Genomic DNA, 26,995 nt, shown 5'->3' on the forward strand with positions numbered 1-26,995 from the left:
GACTAGAACACGTTCTCGTTTTTGTCGAGAACGCCCTGCGCCAGAGCGCTGTTGATCCCCGCCCTGCGGCCGGAAAACACGCAGTCGGCCAGGGACAGCCCGCTCACGTACGACCTGGAACAGATTCCCACCGCGGTGCGGCCGGCGGCGTACAGCCCGGCGATCGGCTCCCCCGCCGCGCTCCGGACCGCGCCGGTGTCCTCGTCGACGACCAAGCCGCCGAGCGTGAGCATCGGCGTCGGGTAACCGAGGTTGGGCCGCACCGAGATGTCGATGAGCGAGAACGGCGGGTTGTCCAGCCGGCGCGCGAACTCGGCGGGCTTGCCCATCGGGTCCTTCGCGCCGTGGTAAGCCTCGACGCTCGCGCGCAGACCCTCGGCGTTGATCCCGGCCTTCTTCGCGACCTCGTCGAGGGTCGTGCCGGTGACCCGGCCGCGCCGCAGCAGGTACCGCAGCTGGAGGCCCTGGAACCACTGGCTCTGCTTGCCGCCGTCCCGCCGCGCCTCGGCCACGATCGGCGCGTCGACGAGCAGCCAGCCCTTCGCGCCGTGCTCCTCGATGAGCTTCTCCCCGACGGCGGCGCCGTAGCGGGACTCGTCGATGACCCGGCTCCCCTCGGCGTCGACGATGATCCCGCCGAGGAACGCACTCGGCGGCGTGACGAACCGCCACGCGGAGATCCGGCCCAGCTCGCCGGTCGCGCCCCCGGCCTCGACCCCCATCCGGATGCCCGAGCCGTTGTCGGCGGACGTGCCGAGCGCGAGCCCCCCGCGGTAGGCGGGCGCGTGTTCGCGCACCATCTCGCGGTCGGCGATGAACCCGCCCGCGGCGAGCACGACCCCGCGCCGGGCGGTGATCCGCAGCTCCCGGCCGTGCGCGCGTTCGATCCGTTCGACCCGGCGGTGCAGGGACTTGCGCAGCGACGGGACGTAGATGCCGGGTTTGGCCGCGTACTGCGCGAGCCGCCGGTGCCGGGCGCGGGCCCCGGCGGGCGCGTCGCGGAGGGTGGCGGCGACGAGCCCGGTGACCCGGCCGTCGTCGTCGCGGATCAGCTCGCGCGCGTTGGTCTGGGTCAGCACCCGCACCCCGCGCTTCGCGACGGCCTCTTTGAGGCGCGTCATCAGCATTTTCCCGGAGGTCCCGGGGCCCTTGACGCGGTGGCCGCGCGGAGCGGGCTTCGCCGCGTCGCGGAAACCGCCGGCCGCCTCGCTGCCGGAGTAGTAGAGGTAGTGCCGGTCGCTCGGGTACGACGTCTTGTACGGGCACAGGCTGCCTTCGAACGGGACGCCGTTGCCCTCCAGCCAGGTGATCATCTCGCGGCTGCCTTCGCAGAACCGCGTCAGCGTCTGCTCCGAGACGACGTCCCCGGCCTCGAGCCGGAGGTAGGCGGACATCGCGTCGACGGAGTCGTCGACACCGGCGTCGAGCTGCTGGCGGGTGCCGCCACCGGCGTAGACCACGCCTCCGCTGACCGCGCTCGCGCCACCGCCCGCGAACCGTTCGACGAGAATGACGTCCGCACCGGCGTCGGCCGCTTCCAGGGCGGCGCAGGCGCCGGCCGCCCCGAACCCCACGATCACCACGTCCGCGACGAGTTCGTCCATGGTCACCACCCTAGAACTGGAACACGTTCTCGTCTATGGTGAGCTAAAGCGGCTCCCAACTGGATACTTGTCAGGTGGAACACGTTACCGATCTGGCCGAAAAGCAGGCGGGCACGGACCGGCGGCGACCCGCTCACCGCCGGCTTTCCGCCGTGGCTGTCGGCCGGATCGGTAACCATGGATACAGCAGGTGAGGTGGCATGACGGAGCAGTTCGACGTTGTCGTCGTCGGCAGTGGCGCCGCCGGGATGACCGCCGCATTGGCCGCGGCCCACCGCGGCCTGAGCGTCGTCCTCCTGGAAAAGGCCCCCTGCTTCGGCGGTTCGACCGCGCGCTCCGGCGGCGGGGTCTGGCTGCCCGGGAACCACGCGCTGCGCGCCGCCGGGATCGACGAACCGCCCGAGCGGGCGCGCGAGTACCTCGCTTCGATCGTCGGGGACGTCGTCCCGGCCGTCCGGCGCGACACGTTCCTCGAGCACGGCCCCGAGGTGCTGAAGTTCGTCTGCGACCACACGCCGTTGAAGTTCCGCTGGGTCCGGAACTACAGCGACTACCACCCCGAAGCCCCGGGTGGCCGCTCCGGCGGGCGTTCGGTCGAGCCGGTCGCCTTCGACGGGAAGCTGCTCGGTGACGACCTGGCCCACCTCGAACCGCCGTACAGCGCTCCCCCGCTCGGCGCGCCGATCACGCAGGCGGACTACCGCTGGCTGAGCCTGCTCGCGCGGCACCCGCGCGGGGTCGTCCGGCTGCTGTCACTGGGCGGCCAATGGCTTGCCGGACGGCTGCGCGGGCAGCGGCTGCTGGCCATGGGGCAAGCGCTTGCGGCCGGCCTGCGGGTGGGCCTGACCAGGGCGAACGTCGAGGTCCGGTTGAACACGCCGCTCGTCGACCTCCAGGTCGACGGCGACCGCGTCACCGGGGTCGTCACCGCCGAGGGAGTCATCGAGGCCCGGCGCGGCGTGATCCTCGCCAGCGGCGGCTTCGAGCAGAACCTCGAGATGCGCGAGAAGTACCAGCGCGCGCCGATCGGCACCGAGTGGACCGTCGGCGCGGCCGCCAACACCGGGGACGGCATCACCGCCGGTCTCAAGCTCGGCGCCGCGCTCGACCTGATGGACGACGCCTGGTGGGGCCCGACGCTCCCGCTCACCGGCGGGCCGTGGTTCGCCCTCGCCGAGCGCTCGCGGCCGCGCTGCGTCATGGTCGACGCGCGCGGCGAGCGGTTCGTCAACGAGTCGGCGCCCTACGTCGAGGCCGTGCACGCGATGTACGGCGCCGGCGACGGCCCGGGCGAGCACATCCCCACCTGGCTGGTGTTCGACCAGCGGTACAAGGACCGGTACATGTTCACCGGCATCGGGCCGCGCCAGCCGCTGCCCGGCCGCTGGTTCAAGGCCGGGATCGCGGTGAAGTCGGGCTCACTGGCCGGCCTGGCCGCGAAGATGGACGTCCCGCCCGCGGCTCTCGAAGCGACCATCACCCGCTTCAACGGCTTCGCGCGCGCCGGCGTCGACGAGGACTTCCAGCGTGGGCTCAGCAAGTACGACCACTACTACGGAGACCCGCGCAACAAGCCGAACCCGAGCCTCGGCCCCCTCGACAAGGCGCCCTACTACGCGGTGAAGATCGTGCCGGGCGACCTGGGGACCAAGGGCGGGCTGCGCACCGACGAACACGCACAGGTCCTGCGTGAAGACGGTTCGGTGGTGCCCGGGCTGTACGCCGCGGGCAACGTCAGCGCGGCCGTGATGGGCCGGACGTACGCCGGTCCGGGCGCGACCATCGGCCCGGCCATGGTGTTCGGCTACCTTGCGGCGACGCGGCTGGCGCACGAAGATCAAGGGACCACGGGAGGCGAGCGATGACGCAGGAGTCCGTACGCACGATCTACGCCGGTGAGCCGCCGACCCGGTTCGCGCGCGGCTGGCACTGCCTCGGCCTGGCCGAGCGGTTCCGCGACGGAAAACCGCACGCGGTCACGGCGTTCGGCACCAAACTCGTCGTGTTCGCCGATTCGCACGGTGAGCTGAACGTCCTCGACGGCTACTGCCGGCACATGGGCGGCGACCTCACCCAGGGCAGCGTCAAGGGCGACGAGGTCGCCTGCCCGTTCCACGACTGGCGCTGGAACGGCAAGGGCAAGTGCGTCTCGATCCCCTACGCCAAGCGGGTTCCGCTGCGCGCGCGGACGCGGTCGTGGATGGCGTCGGTGCAGAACGGCCAGCTGATGGTCTGGCACGACCCCGAGGGCAACCCGCCGGCCGAGGAGCTGGCGATCCCGAAGATCGAAGCGGCCGCCAGTCCCGAGTGGAGCAACTGGACGTGGGACTCGATCTTCATCGACGGCTCGAACTGCCGCGAGATCATCGACAACGTCGTCGACATGGCGCACTTCTTCTACATCCACTACGCCTACCCGACGTACTTCAAGAACGTCTTCGAAGGCCACATCGCTACGCAGTACCTGAACACCAAGGGCCGCCCGGACATGGGCATGGCGTCGAACTACGGCGGTGAGGACAACCTGCTGCGGTCGGAGGCGTCGTACTTCGGGCCGTCCTACATGATCAACAAGCTGGTGAACTCGTTCCAGGGCTACGAAATCGAGAGCGTGCTCATCAACTGCCACTACCCCGTGACGCCGACGTCGTTCGTGTTGCAGTACGGCATGAAGGTCAAGAAGCAGCACGGGTTGACCGACGAGCACGCGGACAAGATCGCCGCGAAGCTGGCCAAGGGCATCGGCGCGGGATTCCTGCAGGACGTCGAGATCTGGAAGCACAAGACGCAGATCGACAATCCGCTCCTGTGCGAAGAGGACGGTCCCGTCTACCAGCTTCGCCGCTGGTACCAGCAGTTCTACGTCGACGCCGCCGACGTCACCGAGGACATGACCCGGCGCTTCGAGTTCGAAGTGGACACTTCGAAGGCGAACGAGGCGTGGGCGGCGGAGGTGGCCGAAAACCTCGCCCGGCAGAAGACCGAGGCGGAAGTGTGACGACCGCCGAACAGACGGAGTTCCTCACCGGCGGGCTGCGGCCGCACGAGTGCCGCAGCTGCGGGACGTGTGTGCTGGTGAAGAAGAACAGCATCCAGCACACGAGCATCCAGTGGACCTCGCGGCCCGCCGAGACCTGCCCGGTGTTCGCCGACGCGGACGGGCCGTCGGCGCTGCTCGACACGTGCCCGAAGCTGGCGGACAGCATCGGGGACGCAGTGCGCGAGGGCTCGCTGGCGGTGGCCGATGGGTGAGCGCGTCTACACGCTCACGGTCGCCGACGTCGTCGTCGAGACGCCGGACGCGCGGTCGGTGGTGTTCGAAATCCCTGCCGAGCACGCTTCGGCCTTTTCTTACACGGCGGGGCAGTTCCTGACCCTGCGGATCCCCAGCGACCGGACCGGCTCGGTGGCGCGGTGCTACTCGCTGTCCAGCGCGCCGCACGAGAACCGCGTGCAGGTGACGGTCAAGCGGACCGACGGCGGGTACGGGTCGAGCTGGGTCTGCTCGTCTTTGAAGCCGGGGATGCAGGTCGACGTGCTCGCGCCGGCCGGGGTGTTCTGCCCGACGTCGGTCGACGAGGACTTCCTGCTGTTCGCCGGCGGCAGCGGCATCACGCCGGTGATGGCGATCCTGAAGACGGCGCTGGAGCAGGGCTCCGGGCGGGTGGTGCTGGTCTACGCGAACCGCGACGAGAGTTCGGTGATCTTCGCGGGCGAGCTCGCGTCGCTGGCCAAACGGTACGGCGATCGGCTCGTCGTGGTGCACTGGCTGGAGAGCGTGCAGGGCCTTCCGGACGTCTCGCAGCTGCGTGGCCTGGCCACGGCGTACACGTCGCACGAGGCTTTCCTGTGTGGTCCGGCGCCGTTCATGGCCGCCGTGCGGGAGGCGCTCGGGCAGCTCGGGGTGCCGCGGGAGCGGGTGCACGTCGAGAAGTTCACGTCGCTGACCGGGAACCCGTTCGAAGACGTCGCCGAGGAACCGGTCGCGGAATCGGACGAAGCGCCCGCGTCGCTGACGGTGACGCTGGACGGCTCGACGCGGTCGTCGGCCTGGCCGCGGCAGCGGAAGCTGCTCGACCACCTGCTGGACGCGGGGATGGACGCGCCGTACTCGTGCCGCGAGGGACAATGCAGCGCGTGCGCGTGCCGGGTCGTCTCGGGTGAGGTGAAGATGCTGCACAACGAGGTCCTGGACGCCGAGGACATCGCGGACGGCATCGTGCTCGCCTGCCAGTCGCTGCCGGTCACCGACGACGTCGAGATCAGCTACGAATAGGAGTTTCGCGTGCCCATCGATCCCGCGGTCGCCATCGGCGCCGAGATCGGCGAGGTGAACTTCGCCTGGACGTCGTCGGACGTGCTGCTGTACCACCTCGCGCTGGGCGCCGGGCCGGACCAGCTGCAGTTCACCTACGAGCAGGACCTGGTGGTGCTGCCGACGTTCGCGACGGTCGCGGCCAACCTCCGGGTGTTCGACCCGCCGGCGGTGTCGTTCCCCGGCGTCGAGATCGACCTGGCGAAGGTGCTGCACGGCAAGCAGGAGATCACCCTGCACCGGCCGATCCCGACGTCGGGCGAGGCGGTGGCCCGCTCGCGCGTCGCGGACGTCTTCGACAAGGGCAAGGCCGCGGTGGTGGTGCAGGAGGTCGCGGTGACCTCGTCGGCCGGCGATCCACTGTGGACGGCGCGGTCGAGCATCTTCGCCAGGGGTGAAGGGGGTTTCGGCGGGTCGCGGGGTCCGTCGGACCGCCTCGAGTGGCCCACGCGGGCGCCGGACTTCGTGTTCGAGACGCCGACGTTGCCCCAGCAGGCGCTGCTGTACCGGCTGTGCGGCGACCGGAACCCGCTGCACGCGGACCCGGCGTTCGCTGCGGCGGCCGGGTTTCCGAAGCCGATCCTGCACGGGCTGTGCACGTACGGGATCGTCGCGCGGGTGCTGGTCGACGAGCTCCTGGACGGCGACCCGGCGCGGGTGGCGTCGTTCGGGACGAAGTTCGCCGGCGTGGTGTTCCCCGGCGAGACGCTGCGCACCCGGGTGTGGCGCGCGGACGGCCGGCTGCTGGTGACGGCGTCGGCGGTCGAGCGGGACGACGCGCCGGTGCTGGCTGACACGGTGCTGTCCACGATCTGATCTCCCGGCCGGGCGCCCGCTAACGTGGAGGGGTGACTTCGGAATACTTCGTGGTGCGGGGAACCGTCGAGCCGGGTGACCAGCGCGGCCGTGAGCTGGGCTTCCCCACGGCGAACATCGCGCTGAGTGACCAGTCCGGCTCGGTCGGCGACGGAGTGTGGGCGGGCTGGGTCCGCCGCGCCGACGGAACGCACCTCCCGGCGGCGATCTCGGTCGGCCGCCGCCCGACGTACTACGGCGCGGACGGCTACCGCCTCCTGGAGGCGCACCTGCTGGAGTTCACGGGCGACCTGTACGGCGAGACGCTGGTGGTGTGGCTCGGGTCGCACCTGCGGGAGCAGCAGGCGTACGCCTCGGCGGAGGACCTGATCACGGCGCTGAAGAACGACATAGCGGCGGCGACCCGCTGGACCACAGCCCACCCGGCCGCCGGCCTTCCCGCCGCCACGGAGTCTCCCCTCGGCGAGGTCCAGCAAGTCAGGCCCTGATTCCCGCCCGCGCGAGATCCCCGCCGACGATCACGCCGAGCGAGATACCCCTGGGATCACGCGAGACACCCCTCCAGTCACGCGAGATGCCCCTCAGGTCACGCGAGATACCCCGCGGCGCACGCGAGGTCTGGCCGAACCGTCCGGCAACCGCCCCTAAGCACGCGAGACCCGGGCTCAATCACGTGAGTTCCGCCTCCGATCACGCGAGTTCCGGCCCCAATCACACGAGACCCGGCTTCAATCACGCCAATCCCGGCCCCCATCACACCGCCTCCGGCGAACCGCAGCTCACAACGCCGAAGCCAGCAGCATGTACCCCATCCCCGCCCCCATCACGGCCCGGCACACCGCCCGCGACGCCTCCCCGGCCCCGGCGGACACCACCGCCGATCCGCGCACGGCGAGCACCCCCGTCCGCGCCGCGTCGAACACGAAATAGCCCGCCGCCGCCACCGCGACCGCCGGAAGCGCCAACCTCGCCGACGGGTCCATCGTCAACCACGGTCCGTGAGCCATTCCGCCGTGGGGCATCGCCGTCACCATGTACAGCATCGCCGCCGCCGAAAGCGCGTGGTGGGCGCATGCCTCTCCGCGGCGCCAGGCCAGCGTGAACCAGCCCGCCGTCAGGGCCAGGACCGCCTGCCAGCCCGCCGCCGGGATCGGGCCGCCGATCGGGGAGAACATCGCCACCATCGCGAGCACCAGCAGCAGCTCGGCCAGGTCGCCGTGCCGGACGCCCGCGCCGAGGCGGCCGTAGTCGAGGCGGGCCAGCCGGCGCAGGCACGGCAGCGCCAGCAGTGCGAACACCGCCGTGAGCGCCCAGTCCATCCCTACGAGCAGCCGCACGAGGGGGCGCGGGGGTCGAGCGGCTCCGGCATGGCGGCCTCACTGTGCGTCGTGGGTGGTCCTTCAACCGTGACAGCCCACCCGATCGCGCACCAGCCGTCAATGAGGTGACACCGCTGACCCACAAGGGCGACTACCCGTCGCTCGTCAGCACCAGCCCGCTCGTCGGCACGCCCGTCCCCGCCGTCACCAGCACCCGGGACGCGCCCGTGACCTGGTTGACCGCCGTGCCGCGGAGCTGCCGGACGCCCTCCGCGATGCCGTTCATGCCGTGGATGTACGCCTCGCCCAGCTGCCCGCCGTGCGGGTTCAGCGGCAACACGCCGTCCAGCTCAAGAGCACCCTCGGAGATGAAGTCCTTCGCCTCGCCGCGGCCGCAGAACCCCAGTTCCTCGAGCTGCATCAGCACGTACGGCGTGAAGTGGTCGTACAGCACCGCGACGTCCACATCGGACGGCCCCAGCCCGGACTGCCCCCACAGCTGCCGCCCGACGACGCCCATCTCCGGCAGCGCCGCCAGGTCGTCGCGGTAGTAGCTGGTCATCACGTACTGGTCCGGCCCGCTCCCCTGCGCCGCCGCCGCGATCACCGCCGGCCGGGACGCCAGGTCGCGGGCCCGGGCGAGGCTCGTCACGACCAGCGCGACGCCGCCGTCGCTCTCCTGGCAGCAGTCGAGCAGGTGCAGCGGCTCGGCCACCCAGCGCGACGCCTGGTGCTCCGCCAGAGTGATCGGCCGCTCGTGGAACCACGCGTTCGGGTTGGTCGCCGCGTGCTTGCGGTCGATCACCGCGACACGCCCGAAGTCTTCGCTCGTCGCGCCGTAGTCGTGCAGGTACCGCTGCGCGACCATCGCCACCGTCGCCGCCGGGGTCGCGATGCCCATCGGGTAGTGGAACGCGTTGTCCACACCGGATGAGTTGACCTGCCCCGCCGCGGCCGGCGACACCTGCCCGAAGCGCATCCCCGAGCGTTCGTTGAACGCCCGGTAGGCGACCACCACGTCCGCGACGCCCGTCGCCACCGCCATCGCGGCCTGCTGCACGGTCGCCGCCGCCGCGCCGCCGCCGTAGTGGATGCGGCTGAAGAACTTCAGCTCGGGAATACCGAGTTCTCGCGCGACGGCGATCTCCGCATTGCCGTCCATCGTGAACGACACCAGTCCGTCCACATCGGACGGCGAAAGGCCCGCGTCCGCCAGCGCGTGCGAGATGCATTCGGCCGCCAGCCGCAGTTCGCTGCGCCCGGAGTCCTTCGAGAACTCCGTCGCGCCGATGCCGGCGATGGCCGCCTGGCCCGAGAGCGTCACGGCAGGGTCACCTCCACGGTCCCGGCGACGTGCTCGCCGAGCGAGTCCACTCCGGACACCGACACGACGACGTCGTTGCCGTCACGAGAGACCACGCGGCCGGTGAAGGTCAGGGTGTCGTAGGCGTAACACGGCACCCCGAGCCGGATCTTGATCGACCGGATCAGCGCCTCCGGCCCGGCCCACGCCGACACGAACCGCTGCACCAGACCGGTGTCGGTCAGGATGTTGAGGAAGATGTCCTTCGAGCCGCGCGCCACCGCCGATTCACGGTCGTGGTGCACGTCCTGGAAGTCGCGGGTCGCCAGCGCCGTGCTGACGACGAACGTCGGGGTCGCCTCGATCGTCAGCGGCGGCAGCTCCGTTCCTTCGGCGACGGTCATCGCGCCACCTTCCACGCCGGCAGGGTCAGCTCGTCGTCCACCTCGACGAACGCCGCCACCACGGGCAGTCCGATGTGGACCTCCTCCGGCGCGGCGTCCAGCAGCTCGGCCATGACCCGGACTCCTTCTTCCAGCTCCACCAACGCCACGACGAACGGCAGGTCCTTGCCCGGCACCGGTGGGTGGTGGTGCACGACGTAGGAAAACACCGTCCCGCGCCCGCTCGCGACGACGTAGTCCGGCTTCGAGTCCAGCGATCCGTCGGGCGGCATCGGGCCCGGCGGGTGCCGCAGGGTCTCGCCCCACCGCTGGATCCGCAGCTCCCCCTCCCGCAGACCGTCCCAGAAGAACTCCGTGTCCCGGCTGATCACCGGCCGCAGCACCGGCGCGGGCGGTGGTTTCGGCGCGGGCGGCCGGAACTTCAGCACCCGGAACATCATCTCGGCGACGGCTTCGTCCTCGACGTACCACCGCACGCGCGTGGTGACGAACCAGCCCTCGCCCAGCGCGGTCTTCTTCGGCCCGACAACGCTTTCGAGAGCAGTGGCCGCAACCACATTTTCGCCGGGTCGCAAGTAACGGTGGTAGGTCTGCTCGGAGTTCGTCGCGACCACCGAGGTGAACCCGGCCTCGTCGAGCAGCTCCATCATCAGGCCGAGCGGGTCGTCGGTCCCGCGCGGGACGTTCAGCCCGCCCATCGTCCACACCTGCGCCATCGCGGGGGGCGCGACCAGTCCCTTGTGGACACTCGCGGCGGCGAACTCCGGGTCGGTGTAGACCGGGTTGTCGTCGCCGATCGCCTCGACCCAGTTGTTCACCATGGCCTGGTTCACCGGGTCACGTGCCTGGCGCGGCGCGCACTCTCCGCGAGCAGCGACCTTCTCGGCGGCTTCGATGATGTCCTGGTCGTTCATCGTGGCACCCTCGGCAGACCCAGGCCGATCGAGGCGATCAGCTCCCGTTGGATTTCGCTGACGCCGCCGCCGAACGTCAGCACTATGTTGCGTTTCGCCGAGACGTCCAGCCACTCGGCCAGCTCGGCGGTGTCCGGATCGGACAGGTCTCCGTGGCGCCCGACGAGCTCCTCGAGGTCACGGCCGATCCGCTGGATCACCTCGGAGCTGAACACCTTGGTCGCCGACGCGTCGGCGACCACCACCGGCGCCGTCGCCGACGACACCGCGACCTGCCAGTTCAGCAGCTCGTTCACCCGCGTCACGGCCCAGGCGTCGGCCAGCACGGCGCGCACGTCGGCCAGGTCGAGCAGGCCGTGGGCGGCCGCCCAGGCACGGGCGCGGTCGTACAGGCCGCCGATGCGCCCGGCCGGACCGAGCATGACACGCTCGTGGTTGAGCTGCGTCGTGATCAGCCGCCAGCCCTCGTTTTCCTTGCCCACCAGGCGGTCCACCGGCACCTGAACGTCCGAATAGTACGTCGCGTTGACGTGGTGGGCGCCGTCGCAGGTGATGATCGGCGTCCAGGAGTAGCCCGGGTCGCTGGTGTCCATGATGAGGATCGAGATGCCCTTGTGCCGCGGCGCGTCCGGCGCCGTCCGCACGGCGAGCCAGATGTAGTCCGCGTCGTGACCGCCGGTGGTGAAGATCTTCTGGCCGTTGACGACGTACTCGTCGCCGTCGCGCACCGCCGTTGTGCGCAGCGCCGCGAGGTCGGTGCCCGCCTCCGGTTCGGTGTACCCGATCGCGAAGTGGATCTCACCCGCCAAGATCCGGGGCAGGAAGAAGGACTTCTGCTCGTCCGTGCCGTACTGCTGCAGCGTCGGGCCGACCGTCTGCAGGGTCACCGACGGCAGCTGGACGTCGGCGCGCGCGGCTTCGTCGACGAACAGGTGCTGTTCGACGCCGCCGAAACCCTGCCCGCCGTACTCGACCGGCCAGCCGACACCGAGCCGGCCGTCGCGCCCCATCCGGCGGACGATCTCGCGGAACACCGGCCCGTGCCGCTCGGTCCGCATCGCGCGGCGTTCTTCGGGGCTGATCAGCCCGGCGAAGTATTCGCGCAGCTCGGCGCGCAACTGTTGTTGCGCCGCGGTCAGTTCGACGTGCATCCGCTCACCCCGCCACTCGTTCGCCGAGCCTGCCGAGCCGGTGCGCGGTGCCGCCGAGCGCCCGGCCGAGATCCTTCACCGCCGACGAATACCGGTGCAGTGGATAGGTCTCGTCGACGCCGACCCCGCCGTGCAGGTGGTGGCAGGTCGCCAGCGCGACCGGCGCCTGCTCGGCGAGCCAGTAGGCGGCGACGTCCAGTTCGGCGTCCGCGTCGAGCCCCGAAGCCAGCCGCCACACCGCGGAAACCACGGCCAGGTGCACGGTCCGCGCGGCGACGTAGACGTCGGCGATCTGGCCCGCCACCGCCTGGAACGTCGCGAGTGGACGGCCGAACTGCGTGCGTTCGCCGACGTGCTTGACGGTAAGCGCCAAGGCGCCCGCCAGGAGGCCGTCCCCGAGGGCGAGTGCTCCGGCCAGCGCGAACCGATGCAGCGCGGCGACCGCGCCGTCGTCGGCGAGCAGGTCGGCCTCTTCGACGGCGACGTCGTCGAGCCGCACGGTGCATTCGGGCGTCCCGGCCGAGTTGCGCGACGGGACGAGCGTGACACCGTCGGCGTGCGGATCGACCAGGTAGACGGCCGTGCCGTGCGCGGTGGTCACCGGCGTGAGGATCCGCGTGGCCTCCGCGGCGTACGGAACCGCCGTCTTGACCCCGCTGAGCAGCCACTTCCCGTCACCAGCCCGCGCGGTGGCCGCGGGCGAGGCGACCAGCGGCGCGGACGGCTCGTGCAGGGCCGCGGTGAGCAGCGCCTCCCCCGCCGCGACCGGCGGCAGGAGCTCCGCGCGCTGCCGGGGTGTCCCGAGCGTCTCGACCGGCAGGACGCCCAGGGCCAGCGCGGCGTAGGCCGGCACCGGCGCGGCGGCGCGGCCGGCCTCGGTCAGCACCTGCGCGACCTCGGCCACGCCCAGGCCGTCGCCTTCCAGGTCGGGCGGCAGCGCCAGGGCCAGCAGGCCTGACGACGCCAAGGCGCGCCAAGGGTCGTCGTCCGTGCCGAGCACCTTCGCGGCGAGTGCGGCGATCTCGGTCTGCGTATCGTCGAGAGTGAAGTCCACGCCTGTCCTCCGGATCGGCGCAATACTGAAACCTGTTCTAGTCTTAACCGGAAAAGGCCTGCACGGCAACCCCCGCGGAGGAGCAGGATGGCGGTGACCGACCCCGGTGGCGCACGCCGCCGCCGGCTGATCACCGCGCCGCCGACCGCCGGGGTGCCCGAACCGGTGCCGCTGGAGCTGCCCGGCCGCGGGCGGACCGTGGTGACCGACGTCGGCCCGCGGGACGCGCCCGCGCTCGTCCTCCTGCATTCCGTGGCCTGTACGGGCTTGCTGACCTGGTACCCGGCCCTGCGGCAGCTGGCGCGCCACCACCGGGTCGTCGTGTTCGACCAGCGGTGGCACGGCCGGGGCTACCGCTCGCCGGAGTTCCGGCTGGCCGACTGCGCCGAAGACGTCACCGCGGTCGCGGACGCGCTGGGCATCGGCCGGTTCGCGCTCGCCGGGTACTCGATGGGCGGGATGGTCGGCCAGCTCGTGGCCCACGCCGAACCAGAACGTGTTGCCGGTTTGGTGCTCTGCTCGACGGCGAGCAACTTCGGCCGCGGGCTGCGGCAGCGGGTCGCCCTCGACGTCTTCAGCCGGACGCTGCGGCAGCTCCGCGAGCGCGTGAAGCTGCCGGTGGCCACCGAAGCGATGCCGCGCGCCCGCGTCGAGGACCGCCGGTGGGCGCTGCGGGAGTTCCGGTCGACCACCCCGTGGGAGATCGCGGTCGCCGTCGACGAGATCGGCCGGTTCGACTCGACGCGCTGGCTCTCGACCCTGCGGCTGCCCACCGCCGTCGTCGTGACCACGAAGGACCGGTTCATCGCACCTGAGCACCAGCGGTCGCTGGCCCGCCGGATCCCGGGCGCGGCGACCTACGAGGTCGCGGCCGGGCACGCGGCCTGCGTCCTGGCCGCCGACCGCTGGGTGCCCGCCCTGCTGGCCGCGGTCGCGTCCGTGCACACCCCTTGAGAAGGAGCTCACGATGGGACGGTTCAGCCTGCCGGAGGAGAAACCCGGCGGTCTCGACTCGCCCGTGACGGCCAAGGTCATGAAGTACGGCGCGAAGGCCCAGGTGGCGGTCTTCCGGCTGACCGGCGGCCGCGTCGGCAGCATGTGGCGGGTCGGGGCGGGGTTCCGCAAGCCGGTGCCGACACTGCTGCTGGAGCACCGCGGCCGCAGGTCCGGCCGGCTGTTCACCACGCCGCTGCTTTACCTGCGGTCCGGCGCGGACGTCGTCATCGTCGCTTCCCAGGGCGGGCTGCCGCGGCACCCGCAGTGGTACTTCAACCTGCTGGCGCACCCCGAGACCCGCGTCCACCTCAAGCGCCGTCGCGACGTCCCGGTCACGGCTCGGGTGACCGAGACCGAGGAACGCGCCGAGCTCTGGCCGCGCCTGGTCGAGCTCTACGCCGACTTCGCGAAGTACCAGGCGTGGACCGACCGGGAGATCCCGGTCGTGGTGCTCAGCCCGCGGCCTTGAGCAGCTCGGCCAGCGCCTCCGGGAGCGCGTCGGCGAGCGGCCACAGGTCCTTGACCAGCTCTCGCGCGCCGAGCAGGCCGACGTGCACCTTGCCCGCGTTGGACAGCACGGTGACGTTCAGCCCGGCGCCGTGGAAGACCGGGCCGAGCGGGTAGAGGCCGGTGATCCGCGCGCCGAGCAGGTACAGCGGCATCGGCGGGCCGGGCACGTTGGAAACGACCAGGTTGTGCACCACCGGGTGCTTCTCGGCCAGCCGCAGCGCCGAGTACGCGCGCACGGCCATGCCGAACGCCGTCGCCGCGGAAAACTGGGCCCAGTCCTGCAGCATGTCGGCGTCGATGTCGTAGTGGTGGTCCTTCGACAGCCGGTTGGCCTCGGCGAGGAAGAACACCCGCGCGGCCGGGTCGGCCAGGTGCGTCGGCAGGGACGCGAAGAAGGCCGAAACCTTGTTGCTGCCGTGGTCACGTTCGGTGCGGTCGTGCACCGACACCGGCACGGTCGCGACCAGCGGGTCGTCCGGCAGCTCGTCTCTCGCTTCGAGGAACTCGCGCAGGGCGCCGGCGACGAGCGCGAGCACGACGTCGTTCACCGTGACGCCGAAGGCGTTCTTGACCTCCTTGACCTCGTCGAGGTCGAGCTGGGCGAACGCGACGCTGCGGTGCCCGGTGATCGTGCCGTTCAGCGACGTCCGCGGCGCGGTGAACGGGACCGGCATCCCCTTGCCGCGCATCGTTTTCCCGAGCCAGCGCGGCACGAGCCCCACCAGGTCCGGCAGCAGCCGCGCGACCTCGAGAGGCCGTTTCGCGACGCTCTCGACGCCGGTGCGGAGCAGGTGCAAGGGCGATGGGATCGCGGAGTTCTGCGGCTGCTCGACCTCGGGCATCGGCGCGTCCGGTTCGAGCCCGGCCAGGTAGGCGATCAGGCTGGCGCCGCTCACGCCGTCGACGCTCGCGTGGTGCATTTTCAGCAGCACGGCGATCTGGCCGTCGGCCAGGCCTTCGATGACGTAGAGCTGCCACAGCGGCTGGGCGCGGTCGAGCTGCTGCCCGGCGATGTGCGCGCACAGCTCGGCCAGCTCGGCGCGGTCGCCGGGGGCCGGCACGCCGATGCGGTGCACGTGGTGGTCGAGGTCGAAGTCGTCGTCCTCGATCCACACGGGATGCCCGACGTTCCAGAGCGGATTGTGCAGTTTGCGGCGGAACGCCGGGATCACGCGGACCCGTTCTTCGAGCTTTTCCTTGAGCTTCGCGAAGGTGTAGCCGCCGGGGACGGTCGAGCCGTCGAGGGTCATCAGGCCGCAGACGTGCAGGACCTGGGACGGCGTCTCGAGGTAGAGGAAGCTCGCGTCGAGGCCGCTCAGTCTCTGCATGCCGCCAGCGTAAGCCACTTCCGGTGAGCGGCGCGTCACCCTACTCGCCGGTATCATCACGGGGGTGCAGCCGAACTTCCTGATCCGCCGCGCGGTCCAGCTCGGCCTCACCGCCAACGCGCTCCGCCCCCTGCGAGCCCGCTCCACGACCATCCCGGTGTTCTTCGCCGGCTGGCTGACCGGGGAGCTCGCGCCCCAGTTCCTGGCGCTGACGGCGGCGGACACCGCGGTGCACGTGGCGCGCCACGGTGTCCGCGACCGCTCGACGCAGGCCGGGCTCGCGATGGCGGCCGCGTCCGCCGCCGGGCTGGCCGCGCTGATCCGGACCGGGCACGGCGCCCGCGACGAGATCGAGAAGGCGCTGACGTCCGCGCTGGGCGAGGACTACGCGGACGAGCTGGGCCGCTCCGACCTCGGCTTACCGTGGGGCGAGCTGGCGCTGCCGTTCCGGATGGGCGCGCCGGACGTCCGGGTCGACCGCAACATCGCGTACGCCCCGGGCGGCAAGCGCTTCCTGCTGGACGTGTACCGGCCCGCGACGCCGGTGACCGGCGCGCCAGTGCTGCTGCAGGTCCACGGCGGCGCGTGGGTGATCGGCAACAAGGAGGAGCAGGGCCGTCCGCTGATGCGGTACCTGGCGCGCCGCGGCTGGGTGTGCGTCGCGATCAACTACCCGCTCTCGCCGACGCACCGCTGGCCGGCGCACATCGTGGCGGCGAAGCAGGCGTTGGCGTGGATCCGCTCTTCGATCACCTCGTACGGGGGTGACCCGGGTTTTGTGGCGGTGACGGGCGGTTCGGCGGGCGGGCACCTGTCGTCGCTGCTGGCGTTGTCGCAGAACGACCCGGCGCTGCAGCCGGAGTTCGAGGACGTCGACACGAGCGTCCAGGCGTGCGTCCCGCTCTACGGGGTGTACGACTTCGCGGCGACGTCGGGATCGCGGGCGAGCCAGTACCGCCTGGAAAGCCTGCTCGCGCGCCGGGTGTTCGCGGCCGACCGCGACCCGGTCCGGCATCTCGACGACTACATCGCGGCGTCACCGCTGGACCGGATCACGTCGGAGGCCCCGCCGTTCTTCGTGATCCACGGCCGCGACGACTCGCTGGTGCCGGTCCGCGAAGCACGCGAGTTCGTGCGGCGGCTGCGGGAGAAGTCCCGGCAGCCGGTGGCTTATGCCGAGCTGGCGGGGGCTCAGCACGCGTTCGACGTGTTCACTTCGGTGCGGAGTGCGCATGTGGTGCGGGGCGTGGCGCGGTTTCTGGACCACACCTACCACTCCTGGAAGGCCGAGAACCGGTAAGCACACCAGAGGCTCCTTCCCGGCGTGCCGCCCACCTCGCCCGACTCAGTGCGTCGATGAGCGCGCAAGCACAAGCCTGGTCCGGTCGCGAAGGGCGTCGAGTTCGAGAGAATCGCCTCTTACCTCGATGACGAGCTCGACGGCGGCCAACAGGTACTCAAGGGCGATGACGTGCTCGTCGAACGGGGCGTCGACCTCGAACTCGTCGAGCAGGACCTGGAAGTCGGTCAGGACCGCCTCGACGTGGGTGGCGGCTCGGCCGGGATCGCCGTTGCGCTGGATGCAGCGGGCCGACTCGATCATCACTCGCCCGACGAAGGCGTGACACTGCCCCAGCAGCCGGGTGACGATGCGTCCCACCAGTCCGAGGCCGCTCTCTTCGAGCTGCGGGTCGGGCTGGGCAGCGAACTTCGCGGTGACCTGACGGGCGGCCGCGGCGAGTGCGACACCGTCGACCCATTCCTGGGAACCCTCCGGGGCACAGGGCCGCTGCCCCAACCGGGCGATGCAAGCTTCGGCTGCGACCGACAGTGACGTCGCCGCTTCGAGGAGAAGGGGGAAGCGTGTGCGACCCGGCTCCTGCGACGCGACGGCCAGGCGTGCGACCTCGAGCGCCACGGCGACGTCCTCCGTGCCATGCGTGGGCTCGCCACGGCGCGCTCGCTCCAGGAGCGCCTCGGCGGCCGCCCGCTCTTCCGAGGATGGCCCGGCGGCATCGTCGTCGATGGGCAGGCCGAGCTCGAGGCGGTAGGACATCCAGGCCAGCGGGTCCTTGACGGGGTCCGGCTCGTTGGCGGAGCTGCCGGACCCGGCGCGAACGACTCCGCCCGCGACGCGGTCCATGGCGAGCCGCGCATCATCGAACGGCAGCGCGAACCGTTCGGTCAAGACGGCAAGCACATCGCGCCGGGACGCCCCCTGGGCGAGCGCCGCTCGCAGATACGAGACAAGCCCGCCCGTTGACGTTCCACGGGCAACGCGCACAGTCATGTCGTCGGTCCACTCCACCGGCCGAGAATGCCGGTCCCGATCTCGAACGACAAGCGAGGCGCGCTCTCGGTCCCCGCAACTTGTCACTTGTCACGCCGGTCGGTCAGTAGGCCAGGTCCACGAGGCTCGCGGAGGGTGGGCCGTCCATGCGCCACTCCCCGCCCGCGCGGATGAAGCGGTACCAACGAGCGTCGCGGCCGTAGCGCAGCTGCAGCTCTCCCTGTGTCATGCGGTTGCGCCACGCCTTCGGGGTTCCCGGCAACCCCGCGTCGGCCAGGACTGCCCGCGCCTCCGCCAGCGGGCCCGGCCCCGGTTGCCACGCCTCGCGAACAACCGCCAAGCCGTCGCGGCCCGCTTCGCGCCACGCCTCGGCCCAGCGGACCAGGTCCCGCAGGGGCACGCCGGCCGCCGTCGCCAGCGCGGTGAAGTCCGGGCCGGAGCGGCCCGCCGCGCGCCGGGCGAGGTCTTCCTCGAACGTCAGCTCCGCGGCCGTCGCGCCGCCGACCAGCAGGTCGCGGGCCAGGGCCGCCGCGTCCGCGGCCAGGCCGGACAGCGCTGCCGCCGTCCAGCCGGTGCTCGGCGGCGGGTCGAGGTCGAGGACCGCGGGTGACCCGGCGACCCGCGGGGGCGGCGGCAGCTCCGGGAGCGCCCCCAGCCGTCGTGCGTAGGCGGCTCGCGGTGTCAGACCCTCGTCCACGGGCTTCGGGAGCTTCGGCTTCTCGCCGCGCGCCGGCGCCCGGCGGGCGCGCAGCTCGGCCAGGACGTCCGCCCGGGGACGTCCGCGCAGCAGGAACAGAGTGAACGGGTCGCGGTCGACCTCGTCGGCGACCAGGTAGTACACCGCGGCGACGTGCTTGCACGGGTTCGCCGAGTCCGGGCACGAACATCGCGGCCGCAGGTCGCCCGGGCCGGGCAGCAGGTCGGCGCCCGCCTCGCGGGCCTGCTCGGCGAGCGCGCCCGGCAGCTCGCCGTCGAGCAGGGCCGCCGCGTGGCCGAGCTGCGTGCCGACGACGCCGAGCAGGGTGTCCCATTCGCCGTCGGTGAAGGTGCGCATGGTGATGGTGACCTTGTAGGGCTCCGGGCGGCTGCCGCGCACCCGGGCGGTGACCGCCCCAGCGGCGACGTGCAGCTCGCTGACCGTGCCCTTGCGCGCGTACGTCCGCCCGCGGGGCAGCCGGTTCGGGTCGAGCTTCGCGCGCTGTTCCAAGGCGTCGACCCAGGCCCGGCCCCACCAGGTGTGGCCGAAGTTCCGCCGTGGGGACATCACCCGCTCCCGAGGCGCACGAGGTCGGCGAGCGCGTCGTCGGACAGTTCGGTGATCCAGTCTTCCCCGGCGCCGACGATCGACTCGGCCAGCCCGCGCTTCTTCTCCAGCACCTGCGCGATCCGCTCCTCGAGCGTGCCCTCGGCGATCAGCCGGTGCACCTGGACCGGCCGGTCCTGGCCGATGCGGTAGGCGCGGTCGGTGGCCTGGTCTTCGACCGCGGGGTTCCACCAGCGGTCGTAGTGGATCACGTGGGTGGCGCGGGTCAGGTTGAGCCCGACGCCGCCCGCCTTGAGCGACAGCAGGAAAACCGGGATCTCGCCGGCCTGGAAGCGGTCGACCATGTCCTGCCGCTTGGCCGGCGAGCTCTCGCCCGAGAGCAGCTCGGTGGGCAGGCCGCGCTCGGACAGCCGCCGTTCGAGCAGCCGGCAGAGCTGGACGTACTGGCTGAACACGAGGACGCTCTCGCCCTCGTCGAGGATGACGTCGACCAGCTCTTCGAACGCGGCGAGCTTGCCGGAGCGCCCGGTGAGCCCGCCGTGCGGCTCCTTGAGGAACTGCGCGGGATGGTTGCAGATCTGCTTGAGCTCGGTGAGCAGCTGGAGGACCTGCCCGCGCCGCTTGATGCCTTGGGTCTCCCGGATTTCGGCCATGTTTTCCCGGACCACGGCTTCGTAGAGGGTGGTCTGCTCGGCGGTGAGCGGGACGAACCGGTCGGTCTCGGTCTTGGGCGGCAGCTCCGGGGCGATGTCCGGGTCGGACTTGCGGCGCCGGAGCAGGAACGGCCGCACGGTGGCGGCCAGCCGTTCGGTGACGGCCTTGTCCCGGTCGCGCTCGATCGGCCGCGCGACGGTGCGGCGGAAGCGGTCGAGCGGGCCGAGCAGACCGGGGGTGGTCCAGTCCACAATGGACCACAGCTCGGTGAGCCGGTTCTCGACGGGGGTTCCGGTGAGGGCGACCTTGGCTTGCGCGGGGATCTTGCGGAGTTCTTTCGCGGTGGCGGACAGCGGGTTCTTGACGTGCTGAGCCTCGTCGGCGGCGACGAGGCCCCAGTCCACTTCGGACAGAGTCTCGCGGTCACGGCGGAGGACGCCGTAGGTGGCGAGGACGACTTCGTCGGGGGCGAGGTCGTCGAGGTGGCGGCTGCCGCCGTGGAAGCGGCGGACCGGGATGCCGGGGGCGAAGCGGGCGAACTCGCGTTCCCAGTTGCCGAGGAGGGAGGTGGGGCAGAGGACGAGGGTTGGGCCGCCGGGTTGCGGGAGGCCTGCAGCGGGGTCGGCTGGGGGCGCGGCCTCGGCAGGTGGCACCGAATCCGGCGCGGGCTCGGCGGCCGACACCGACTCCGATACGGGCGCCGGGGCATGCTCGGGCGGCAAGCCACCGGCTGGTTCCGGATCGGCGGCGGATCGGGGAGCTTCGGCGGCGGAATCGGCGGGCAGCTCGGCGGCAGGATCGGTCGAGCCGCCGATGGTTGCCAGCTCGGTGCCGCGCTCGGCCGGCACCGGCTTCGCACGCGACCGTTTTGATCCGGCCGCAGGCGCGCCCGGAGGTTTGCGGATCGGCCCGGCCTCGGGCGGCGCGAGTTCGCCCGGCAGCTCGGCGACCTGTCCGGCCACAGATGCGCCCGGCAGCTCGGCAACCAGCTCCGCCTCGGGCGACACGAGTTCGCCCGGCAGCTCGGCGACCGGACCCGCCTCGGGCGAGGTGAGTTCGCTCGGCAGCCCGCCCACCCCTCGCGTCTCGGGGCGCGCCTGCGCCAGGGCTCGGCGGTGCAGATGCAACGCGATCAGCTGGATCGTCTTGCCCAGGCCCATGTCATCAGCCAGGCACGCACCCAGGCCAAGGCCCGTCATCGTGGCCATCCACGCCAAGCCCGCCTGCTGGTACGGCCGCAACGTCGCCTGCAACCCCGGGGGCACCGCCACCGCCACGCCATCCCGGTCGCGGATGCGTGAGGCCAGCCCGCCCAAGACCGGTGGGGCCGCGAACTCCACCCGTTCGCCGTCCAGTTCCAGCTCGCCCGTCAGGGCCGCCGCCAGGGCTTCGCCCGCCTCGAGCTTGCGGGTTCGGCCTCGGACCCGGGCCAGCAGCTGCGGGTCGACCCGTACCCACTGGCCGCGCAGCCGGACCAAGGGGCGCTTCGCCTCGGCCAGGGCCGCCACCTCGGCCTCCGTCAGCTGCTCGCCGCCCAGGCTGAGCTGCCAGCGGAACTCCAGGAGGCTTCGCAGCGCGAACTCCGCCTCCGTGACGCTCGCCGGGGCCTGGGTCGCGCTCGCCTTCGCCTTCACTTCGCCCGCGAACAGGCCCTTCGACCAGAGCACCTCGATGCCGGCGCCGCCGAGGTCGCGGGTGCCGTTCGTCAGGAGGTCGACGACGTCGTCGTCCGACAGGGGCAGCTCCGCGGGCGCGGCTTCGGCCAGTGCCCGGCCTAGCGGCGCCCAGGCCCGCGCGCCGCGGCGGAGGCCGAGGAGGAGCTGGGTCTCCACCTGGTCGCCGAGGCGGTTCAGCACCGCGTCCGGCGCGTCCCACAGCGTTGACGCCTCCACCACCAGGCTCGGCTCCGCCATGCTGCGCACCGCCAGCACCCCGGCGAACGAGTCGTCCTCCCGGCCCTCGACCCGCAACAGCACCTGCACTCCGCGGGGCTCGCGCGCCTCCAGCTCGGCCAGCCAGGCCGCGGCGTCGGGGCCGAGCAGCGCCGGTTCGCGCGCCGCGAACGCGGGATCGCCCGCCCCGACCGGGGCCGCCGGGCTGCGGACCAGCAGGTCGGCGGTCGCGTCCCAGAGGGCGCGCACCAGGGAGTCCGGTGAATGCAGGCGGATGCGCTTCAGCCCGGTCAGCGGCAGCGCGTACGCCTCGGGGGGCAACGCGCCGGCCAGGCCGCGCAGCAGTTCTTCGTCGGCGGCGTCGAGCGGGCCGATCCGCCAGGCCGCCGCGCCGCCCGGGGACGCCGCGGGCCGCAGCCGCCCGCGCGCGACGAGGTTCACCCCCGCGTTGACGGCCGCCGACCACGCCGCGACGGCCGGGCTGGCGTCCTCCCCCACCGCGAGCAGCCGCGGCAGGGCGCGTTCGAGCGGGACGAGCTCCGCGTCGACCTTCGTCCGCGCGAACTTCGCGCCCCGGGGCAGCACGAGCTCGATCGTGGTCCCGCCGGCCACGTCGTCGCCCCACAACGCCAGCACGCCTTCCCGCGGCGGATCCGCGGGAAGGTAGGTGGCCTGGGTGTCTGCGCTGAACTCCACGACCGCAACGCTAGAACACGCCCCCGACAGTTTCGGGCCCGGCGGCACGAACGGTCCTTTCGCACCGTCTCACGAGAAGACTCACGAGGAGACTCAGCGAGGCAGCCCCAGCAGCCGTTCCGCCGTCAGCGAACGCAGCACCTGCGTCGTGCCACCCGCGATCGACAGACAACGGGTCAGGAGGAACTCGTGCTGCCGGGGATCACCCGCGACGAGACCGCCCACCCCCGCCAGCTCCAGCGCGAACTCCGCGACGTCCTGCCGGTGCTGCACGCCGAGCAGCTTCCGCACGCTCGACTCCGCGCCCGGGTCCTGCCCGCCGAGCTGCCGCAACGCCGCGCGCAGGTCCAGCACCGACCCCGCCACCCCGAAGGCCACCAACGACCCGAGCCGGTCCAGCGCCACGTCGTCCAACGCCGAGGCGTCCACTGTGGACACCAGCGACTGCACGCTCTCGCCGACCGCGAACCCGCTCCCGAGGGCCACCCGCTCGTTGGCCAGGGTCGTCCGCGCCAGCCGCCAGCCGCCGCCGGGGGTGCCGACGACGTCGGCGTCCGGGACGAACACGTCGTCGAGGAACACCTCGTTGAACACGGCCTCGCCGGTGATCTCGCGCAACGGCCGGGTCGTGATGCCCTCGGCGCGCATGTCGAGGAGGAAGTACGTGATCCCCTTGTGCTTCGGCACGTCCGGATCGGTGCGCGCCAGGCAGATCCCCCAGTCGGCTTCGCGGGCGAGCGACGTCCACACCTTCTGCCCGGTCAGCCGCCAGCCGCCGTCGACGCGCCGCGCGGCCGTCCGCAGCGCCGCCAGGTCGGACCCGGCGCCGGGCTCGCTGAACAGCTGGCACCACGTGAGCTCACCCCGCAGGGTGGGCCGCGCGAACCGCTCGCGCTGCTCGTCACTGCCGTGCTCGAGGATCGTCGGGACGGCCCAGGCCCCGATCACCAGGTCGGGACGGCGGACGCCGGCGGCCGCCAGCTCGGCGTCGATCCGCAGCTGCCCGGCGGCGTCGGCCCCGCGGCCGTACGGCGCCGGCCAGTGCGGCGTCAGCAGGCCCGCGTCGGCGAGCGCGACGCGTTGAGCAGCCGAAGGCAGCGCGGCGATCCGCGCCACTTCGTCCCGCAGGTCAGAATCGTCTCCGACGTCGACGCCGAGGGTGCGTTCGGTCCCCTCGAGCGCCAGCGAAGCCGCCCGACGGCGCCACGACCCGCCGAGCCATTGCCGCAGGGCGACGGCGCGGCGCAGGTAGAGGTGGGCGTCGTGCTCCCAGGTGAACCCGATCCCGCCGAGCACCTGGACGCAGTCCTTCGCATTGGCGACGGCCGCGTCGAGGGCGACGACGGCCGCGCTCGCCACCGACAGCGGGTGCTGTCCGGAGGCCGCGTCCCATGCCAGCGCTTCGGCCGCTTCGGCGCGGCACAGCATCTCCGCGCACAGGTGCTTGATCGCCTGGAACGCGCCGATGGGCCGGCCGAACTGCTCGCGGACCTTCGCGTACTCGACGGCGACGCTCAGGCAGCGACGCGCCACTCCCGCCGCTTCCGCCGAGGCCAGGGTCGCCGCCAGCGGAGCGACCGTCGGCAGGCTCAGAACGTCGCCACGGACGCCGGAGAACCGGACGCGCGCCAGCGGGCGCGAGAAGTCGAACGGCGCCAGCGGCTCGACCGTCACCCCGGGTGTGCCCGGCGCGAGGAGCACGTGACCACCGTCGGCCGGCACCAGCAGCCACGAGGCGGCGTCAGCGCCGGGCACCGGCCCGGAGACGCCGCCGGAGAGCGACGGCGCGTCGAGCAGCACCGCGACTGTCGCCGCTCCCTCGGCCACCGCCGCGAGCAGCTCCTTGGCCTCGGGAACCTCCACCAGGAGGAGCCCGGCCAGTGCCGTCGAAAGCACCGGTCCGGGAACAAGTTCTTCGGCCGCCGCGGCGAGCCCGGCGGCCAGGTCGGCGACACTGCCGTCGGCGCCGCCGGCCGAGCCCGGCAGGGCGACCCCGAAGAGGCCGAGATCGGCGAAGCCGGCGGGAACCCCCGCGGCAGCACCGGTTTCCGCCGCCCGCACCGCCTCTCGCGGGTGGTGCGCGGCCGACCAGGCGTGGATCGCCTCGGCCAGCGCGGCCTGTTCCTCGGTGAGCGCGACCGGCATGGGCCCTCCTCGCGGTAAGAACACTGTGTCGGCTGTTGCCGATCCGGCCGGCAGCCACGGCGGAACTGGTGCCGGTGAGCGGAAGGCTCCGGGCCGTCTCCGCCTGCTTTCGACCGGATCGGCAATACTACTCGCGAGTGTAGAACGTGTTACAGTTTTTCGGCCAGTGGGTCACTGGTTGAACGTTTCGCCAGGACAGGTACTCTACGTCGTGAACTGGAACAAGTTCCGAGGGACGGGGGAACACCGATGCCCGGCAAAGCCAAAGCGCCGGTGAAGGCACGCGGCAACGGGCTGAGCGCGATCGGAGCCGACGAACTCGGCTCGGCCGCCCAGCGCGACCGCCGCCGCCGGATCATCGACGCGACCCTCGCCCTGGCCTCGAAGGGCGGGTACGACGCCGTCCAGATGCGGGCCGTCGCCGAGAAGGCCGACGTCGCGCTCGGCACCCTGTACCGGTACTTCCCGTCGAAGATCCACCTGCTCGTCTCCGGGCTGGCGCGCGAGTTCGAACGCGCGCAGGAGAAGCTGGAACGCCAGGCCATCCCGGGCGACACCCCGGCCGAGCGGCTGATGTTCGTGCTCGGCCGCAACACCCGGCTGATGCAGCGCGACCCGCACCTCACCGAGGCGATGGTGCGCGCGTTCATGTTCGCCGACACCTCCGCCGCCGCCGAGGTCGAGCAGGTCGGGCGGCTGATGGAGAACATGTTCGGCCAGGCGATGGGGATCTCCGACCCGACCGAGGCCGACCGCGACATCTTCCACGTCGTCGCGGACGTCTGGATGGCGAACCTGGTGGCCTGGGTGACCCGCCGGGCGTCGGCCGCCGACGTCGCGAACCGGCTCGAGCTGTCGGTCCACCTGCTGCTCGACAAGTGATCCCGACGGCCGCGGTCGCCGTGGCCCACAGCCGGCTGCACCGCGCCCTGGAACCCCTCACCGACGAGCGGGTCCACGAGCCGTCACCGCTGCCGGGCTGGACCCGCGGGCACGTGCTGGCCCACGTCACCGACGCCGGACGCGCGCTGGCCGACCTGGTCGAGAGCGCGCTGCGCGGGGTGCTCGTCCCGCTCTACGACCCGAAGACGCACGATCGCGACGGCATCATCGAGGCGACCGCGGGCCGCTCCGCCGAAGAGCACCGGCGAGCCCTGCTTCGCCACTCCGTCCGCCTCGAAGACGCGTGGGCCCGGGTGACCGACTGGAGCCAGCACGTCGACTACCGCGACGGGAAGCTGTCGGGGTCGGCTTCGCCGGCTGGCCGGCGGACTTCTGCGGCCACGCCGTGGACTTCCTCCAGGACCGCCTGCCCGACGGCGTGGCTGTCCGCGACGGCGACCGGCGCTGGGGCGCAGGGGACACCGAAGTGACCGGGACCGTGCGCGAGCTGGCCGCGTGGCTGTCCGGGAGGGCCGGCGGCGAAGGCCTGACCGGCGTCCTCCCGGACCTGGGCCCCTGGCCCGTCAGCGGTGCTCGGCCACCACGGCGGCCAGCTCGTCGAGCGCCTTGAGCGTCTCGGCCTCCGGCATCGTCTCCAGCAGGAATGTGTAACGCTCGACGCCCGCCTCGCGGAAGCCGTCGATCACCTTGGCCTTCGTGTCACCGCCGAAGACGGCGAACTGGACGTCGGTGCGGCCCTGGTCGGCGAGCCAGCCGCGGACGCGCTTGGCCTCGTCGAAGTGCGTGTGACCGCGAAGCAGCCAGCCGTCCCCGTAGCGGGCGAGGCGGTTCAGGGCCGCTTCGCTCTCACCACCGATGTAGATCGGCGGGTGCGGCTTGTGGACGGGCTTCGGCCAGGCGTAGATCGGGTCGAAGTCGACGTGCCGGCCGTGGAACTCGGCCTCGTCCTTCGTCCAGATCTCCTTGAGCGCGGCCAGCTGCTCGTCGATCAGCGCACCGCGGGTCTTCGGGTCGGTGCCGTGGTTGCGCATCTCCTCGCGGTTCCAGCCGACGCCGACGCCGAACAGCGCACGCCCGTCGGAGACGAGGTCGAGGGACGCGACCTCCTTGGCCGTGTGGATGAGGTCGCGCTGGATCAGCAGCGCGATCCCGGTGCCGAGCAGCAGCTCCGACGTCGCGGTGGCCGCGGCGGTGAGCGCCACGAACGGGTCGAGGGTGCGCTTGTACTTCTCCGGCAGGTCTCCCCCGCCCGGATACGGGCTCTCCCGGCTGACGGGGATGTGCGAGTGCTCGGCCAGGAACAGCGAGTCGAAGCCGCGCTCTTCCAGCGCCGCGCCCAGCACGTCCGGCCGGATGCCTTCGTCGGTCACGAACGTCGAGATCCCGAATTTCATACTCAACGACTACCACCAGGTTGACAGGTGGTGCAGGATGGAG

The 26,995-nt window shown here is 72.0% G+C and carries 24 protein-coding genes; 11 read left to right on the forward strand and 13 right to left on the reverse strand.

Translation table 11 applies throughout. The annotated features are described in order from the left end of the window. Nucleotides 1-2: 2 nt before the first annotated feature. Nucleotides 3-1,604, reverse strand: coding sequence for an FAD-binding protein (locus tag ACZ61C_RS16860; RefSeq protein ID WP_465307564.1), 1,602 nt, complete (start codon nt 1,602-1,604; stop codon nt 3-5). 200 nt (nt 1,605-1,804) lie between these two features. Between ACZ61C_RS16860 and kstD the strand changes: the two genes are divergently transcribed. Genes kstD through ACZ61C_RS16890 form a run of 6 tightly spaced genes read left to right on the forward strand, consistent with a single transcriptional unit; the run spans nt 1,805 to nt 7,223 of the window. Next, a complete protein-coding gene (kstD, locus tag ACZ61C_RS16865) occupies nt 1,805-3,469 on the forward strand; it encodes a 3-oxosteroid 1-dehydrogenase (RefSeq protein WP_465307566.1) in 1,665 nt (554 codons plus the stop codon). After that, nucleotides 3,466-4,602, forward strand: a complete 1,137-nt coding sequence (locus ACZ61C_RS16870) for a Rieske 2Fe-2S domain-containing protein (protein WP_465307568.1) — start codon at nt 3,466-3,468, stop codon at nt 4,600-4,602. The genes kstD and ACZ61C_RS16870 overlap by 4 nt, the downstream gene beginning before the upstream one ends. Then, nucleotides 4,599-4,856, forward strand: coding sequence for a hypothetical protein (locus ACZ61C_RS16875; protein WP_439378339.1), 258 nt, complete (start codon nt 4,599-4,601; stop codon nt 4,854-4,856). Before ACZ61C_RS16870 ends, ACZ61C_RS16875 begins: the two co-directional genes overlap by 4 nt. Further along, nucleotides 4,849-5,880 (forward strand): 2Fe-2S iron-sulfur cluster-binding protein, encoded by a 1,032-nt coding sequence (locus ACZ61C_RS16880; protein ID WP_465307571.1) that lies wholly within the window; start codon nt 4,849-4,851, stop codon nt 5,878-5,880. The genes ACZ61C_RS16875 and ACZ61C_RS16880 overlap by 8 nt, the downstream gene beginning before the upstream one ends. 9 nt (nt 5,881-5,889) lie before the next feature. Further along, nucleotides 5,890-6,735, forward strand: coding sequence for a MaoC/PaaZ C-terminal domain-containing protein (locus ACZ61C_RS16885; RefSeq protein WP_465307573.1), 846 nt, complete (start codon nt 5,890-5,892; stop codon nt 6,733-6,735). A 32-nt stretch (nt 6,736-6,767) separates the two neighbouring features. Next, nucleotides 6,768-7,223, forward strand: a complete 456-nt coding sequence (locus ACZ61C_RS16890) for a riboflavin kinase (RefSeq protein WP_465307575.1) — start codon at nt 6,768-6,770, stop codon at nt 7,221-7,223. A 291-nt stretch (nt 7,224-7,514) separates the two neighbouring features. On the opposite strand, the gene ACZ61C_RS16895 is transcribed toward ACZ61C_RS16890, so the two are convergent. The 6 genes from ACZ61C_RS16895 to ACZ61C_RS16920 all read right to left on the reverse strand — a co-directional run bounded on the left by ACZ61C_RS16895 (nt 7,515) and on the right by ACZ61C_RS16920 (nt 12,880). Beyond that, entirely contained in the window at nt 7,515-8,054 is a 540-nt protein-coding gene (locus ACZ61C_RS16895; protein ID WP_465307577.1) for a DUF5134 domain-containing protein, read from the reverse strand. A 151-nt stretch (nt 8,055-8,205) separates the two neighbouring features. Next, nucleotides 8,206-9,378 carry a lipid-transfer protein gene (locus tag ACZ61C_RS16900; RefSeq protein WP_465307579.1) on the reverse strand — a complete coding sequence of 391 codons (1,173 nt, stop codon included), beginning with the start codon at nt 9,376-9,378 and terminating at the stop codon, nt 8,206-8,208. Next, nucleotides 9,375-9,761, reverse strand: a complete 387-nt coding sequence (locus ACZ61C_RS16905) for a MaoC family dehydratase (RefSeq protein ID WP_465307580.1) — start codon at nt 9,759-9,761, stop codon at nt 9,375-9,377. Before ACZ61C_RS16905 ends, ACZ61C_RS16900 begins: the two co-directional genes overlap by 4 nt. Next, on the reverse strand, nt 9,758-10,675 hold the full coding sequence (locus ACZ61C_RS16910) for a bifunctional MaoC family dehydratase N-terminal/OB-fold nucleic acid binding domain-containing protein (RefSeq protein ID WP_465307582.1): 918 nt from the start codon (nt 10,673-10,675) through the stop codon (nt 9,758-9,760). The genes ACZ61C_RS16905 and ACZ61C_RS16910 overlap by 4 nt, the downstream gene beginning before the upstream one ends. Beyond that, on the reverse strand, nt 10,672-11,826 hold the full coding sequence (locus tag ACZ61C_RS16915; RefSeq protein WP_465307584.1) for an acyl-CoA dehydrogenase family protein: 1,155 nt from the start codon (nt 11,824-11,826) through the stop codon (nt 10,672-10,674). The genes ACZ61C_RS16910 and ACZ61C_RS16915 overlap by 4 nt, the downstream gene beginning before the upstream one ends. Before the next feature lie 4 nt (nt 11,827-11,830). Further along, complete coding sequence (locus ACZ61C_RS16920) at nt 11,831-12,880, reverse strand: acyl-CoA dehydrogenase family protein (protein ID WP_465307586.1); 1,050 nt, start codon at nt 12,878-12,880, stop codon at nt 11,831-11,833. An 87-nt stretch (nt 12,881-12,967) separates the two neighbouring features. Here ACZ61C_RS16920 and ACZ61C_RS16925 point away from each other — a divergent pair, with 87 nt between their 5' ends. Both ACZ61C_RS16925 and ACZ61C_RS16930 read left to right on the forward strand, forming a co-directional pair. Beyond that, complete coding sequence (locus ACZ61C_RS16925) at nt 12,968-13,834, forward strand: alpha/beta fold hydrolase (RefSeq protein WP_465307588.1); 867 nt, start codon at nt 12,968-12,970, stop codon at nt 13,832-13,834. A 13-nt stretch (nt 13,835-13,847) separates the two neighbouring features. After that, the gene (locus ACZ61C_RS16930; protein ID WP_465307590.1) at nt 13,848-14,345 is read left to right on the forward strand and encodes a nitroreductase family deazaflavin-dependent oxidoreductase; all 498 of its coding nucleotides are present in this window, start codon (nt 13,848-13,850) and stop codon (nt 14,343-14,345) included. Here the strand turns inward: ACZ61C_RS16930 and ACZ61C_RS16935 are convergent. After that, nucleotides 14,329-15,714 carry a WS/DGAT/MGAT family O-acyltransferase gene (locus ACZ61C_RS16935; protein WP_465307592.1) on the reverse strand — a complete coding sequence of 462 codons (1,386 nt, stop codon included), beginning with the start codon at nt 15,712-15,714 and terminating at the stop codon, nt 14,329-14,331. The two genes, ACZ61C_RS16930 and ACZ61C_RS16935, sit on opposite strands and share 17 nt — an antisense overlap. Nucleotides 15,715-15,778: 64 nt before the next feature. Between ACZ61C_RS16935 and ACZ61C_RS16940 the strand changes: the two genes are divergently transcribed. Further along, a complete protein-coding gene (locus ACZ61C_RS16940; RefSeq protein WP_465307594.1) occupies nt 15,779-17,014 on the forward strand; it encodes an alpha/beta hydrolase in 1,236 nt (411 codons plus the stop codon). Between the two features lie 45 nt (nt 17,015-17,059). Here the strand turns inward: ACZ61C_RS16940 and ACZ61C_RS16945 are convergent, their stop codons facing one another. The 4 genes from ACZ61C_RS16945 to ACZ61C_RS16960 all read right to left on the reverse strand — a co-directional run bounded on the left by ACZ61C_RS16945 (nt 17,060) and on the right by ACZ61C_RS16960 (nt 24,655). Next, the gene (locus ACZ61C_RS16945; RefSeq protein ID WP_465307596.1) at nt 17,060-18,022 is read right to left on the reverse strand and encodes a hypothetical protein; all 963 of its coding nucleotides are present in this window, start codon (nt 18,020-18,022) and stop codon (nt 17,060-17,062) included. An 85-nt stretch (nt 18,023-18,107) separates the two neighbouring features. Continuing rightward, nucleotides 18,108-19,268, reverse strand: coding sequence for an SWIM zinc finger family protein (locus ACZ61C_RS16950; protein ID WP_465307598.1), 1,161 nt, complete (start codon nt 19,266-19,268; stop codon nt 18,108-18,110). After that, complete coding sequence (locus ACZ61C_RS16955) at nt 19,268-22,510, reverse strand: DEAD/DEAH box helicase (RefSeq protein WP_465307600.1); 3,243 nt, start codon at nt 22,508-22,510, stop codon at nt 19,268-19,270. The genes ACZ61C_RS16950 and ACZ61C_RS16955 overlap by 1 nt, the downstream gene beginning before the upstream one ends. 93 nt (nt 22,511-22,603) lie before the next feature. After that, complete coding sequence (locus ACZ61C_RS16960) at nt 22,604-24,655, reverse strand: acyl-CoA dehydrogenase family protein (RefSeq protein ID WP_465307602.1); 2,052 nt, start codon at nt 24,653-24,655, stop codon at nt 22,604-22,606. A 249-nt stretch (nt 24,656-24,904) separates the two neighbouring features. Between ACZ61C_RS16960 and kstR the strand changes: the two genes are divergently transcribed. Both kstR and ACZ61C_RS16970 read left to right on the forward strand, forming a co-directional pair. Further along, nucleotides 24,905-25,537, forward strand: coding sequence for a cholesterol catabolism transcriptional regulator KstR (gene kstR, locus ACZ61C_RS16965; RefSeq protein WP_465307604.1), 633 nt, complete (start codon nt 24,905-24,907; stop codon nt 25,535-25,537). Beyond that, a complete protein-coding gene (locus ACZ61C_RS16970) occupies nt 25,534-26,028 on the forward strand; it encodes a maleylpyruvate isomerase N-terminal domain-containing protein (RefSeq protein WP_465307606.1) in 495 nt (164 codons plus the stop codon). Before kstR ends, ACZ61C_RS16970 begins: the two co-directional genes overlap by 4 nt. Nucleotides 26,029-26,121: 93 nt before the next feature. On the opposite strand, the gene ACZ61C_RS16975 is transcribed toward ACZ61C_RS16970, so the two are convergent. Next, nucleotides 26,122-26,952, reverse strand: coding sequence for an LLM class F420-dependent oxidoreductase (locus ACZ61C_RS16975; protein WP_465307608.1), 831 nt, complete (start codon nt 26,950-26,952; stop codon nt 26,122-26,124). Nucleotides 26,953-26,995: the final 43 nt, after the last annotated feature.

The sequence above is a fragment of the Amycolatopsis sp. NPDC104587 genome (genome assembly GCF_055583645.1).

Coding starts and splice junctions, on each gene's coding strand:
- ACZ61C_RS16895 (WP_465307577.1), bottom strand. CDS start 8,054: ATGGACTGGGCGCTCACGGCGGTGTTCGCACTGCTGGCGCTGCCGTGC.
- ACZ61C_RS16930 (WP_465307590.1), top strand. CDS start 13,848: ATGGGACGGTTCAGCCTGCCGGAGGAGAAACCCGGCGGTCTCGACTCG.
- ACZ61C_RS16950 (WP_465307598.1), bottom strand. CDS start 19,268: ATGTCCCCACGGCGGAACTTCGGCCACACCTGGTGGGGCCGGGCCTGG.
- kstR (WP_465307604.1), top strand. CDS start 24,905: ATGCCCGGCAAAGCCAAAGCGCCGGTGAAGGCACGCGGCAACGGGCTG.
- ACZ61C_RS16870 (WP_465307568.1), top strand. CDS start 3,466: ATGACGCAGGAGTCCGTACGCACGATCTACGCCGGTGAGCCGCCGACC.
- ACZ61C_RS16960 (WP_465307602.1), bottom strand. CDS start 24,655: ATGCCGGTCGCGCTCACCGAGGAACAGGCCGCGCTGGCCGAGGCGATC.
- ACZ61C_RS16860 (WP_465307564.1), bottom strand. CDS start 1,604: ATGGACGAACTCGTCGCGGACGTGGTGATCGTGGGGTTCGGGGCGGCC.
- ACZ61C_RS16935 (WP_465307592.1), bottom strand. CDS start 15,714: ATGCAGAGACTGAGCGGCCTCGACGCGAGCTTCCTCTACCTCGAGACG.
- ACZ61C_RS16910 (WP_465307582.1), bottom strand. CDS start 10,675: ATGAACGACCAGGACATCATCGAAGCCGCCGAGAAGGTCGCTGCTCGC.
- ACZ61C_RS16880 (WP_465307571.1), top strand. CDS start 4,849: ATGGGTGAGCGCGTCTACACGCTCACGGTCGCCGACGTCGTCGTCGAG.
- ACZ61C_RS16975 (WP_465307608.1), bottom strand. CDS start 26,952: ATGAAATTCGGGATCTCGACGTTCGTGACCGACGAAGGCATCCGGCCG.
- ACZ61C_RS16905 (WP_465307580.1), bottom strand. CDS start 9,761: ATGACCGTCGCCGAAGGAACGGAGCTGCCGCCGCTGACGATCGAGGCG.
- ACZ61C_RS16925 (WP_465307588.1), top strand. CDS start 12,968: ATGGCGGTGACCGACCCCGGTGGCGCACGCCGCCGCCGGCTGATCACC.
- ACZ61C_RS16915 (WP_465307584.1), bottom strand. CDS start 11,826: ATGCACGTCGAACTGACCGCGGCGCAACAACAGTTGCGCGCCGAGCTG.
- kstD (WP_465307566.1), top strand. CDS start 1,805: ATGACGGAGCAGTTCGACGTTGTCGTCGTCGGCAGTGGCGCCGCCGGG.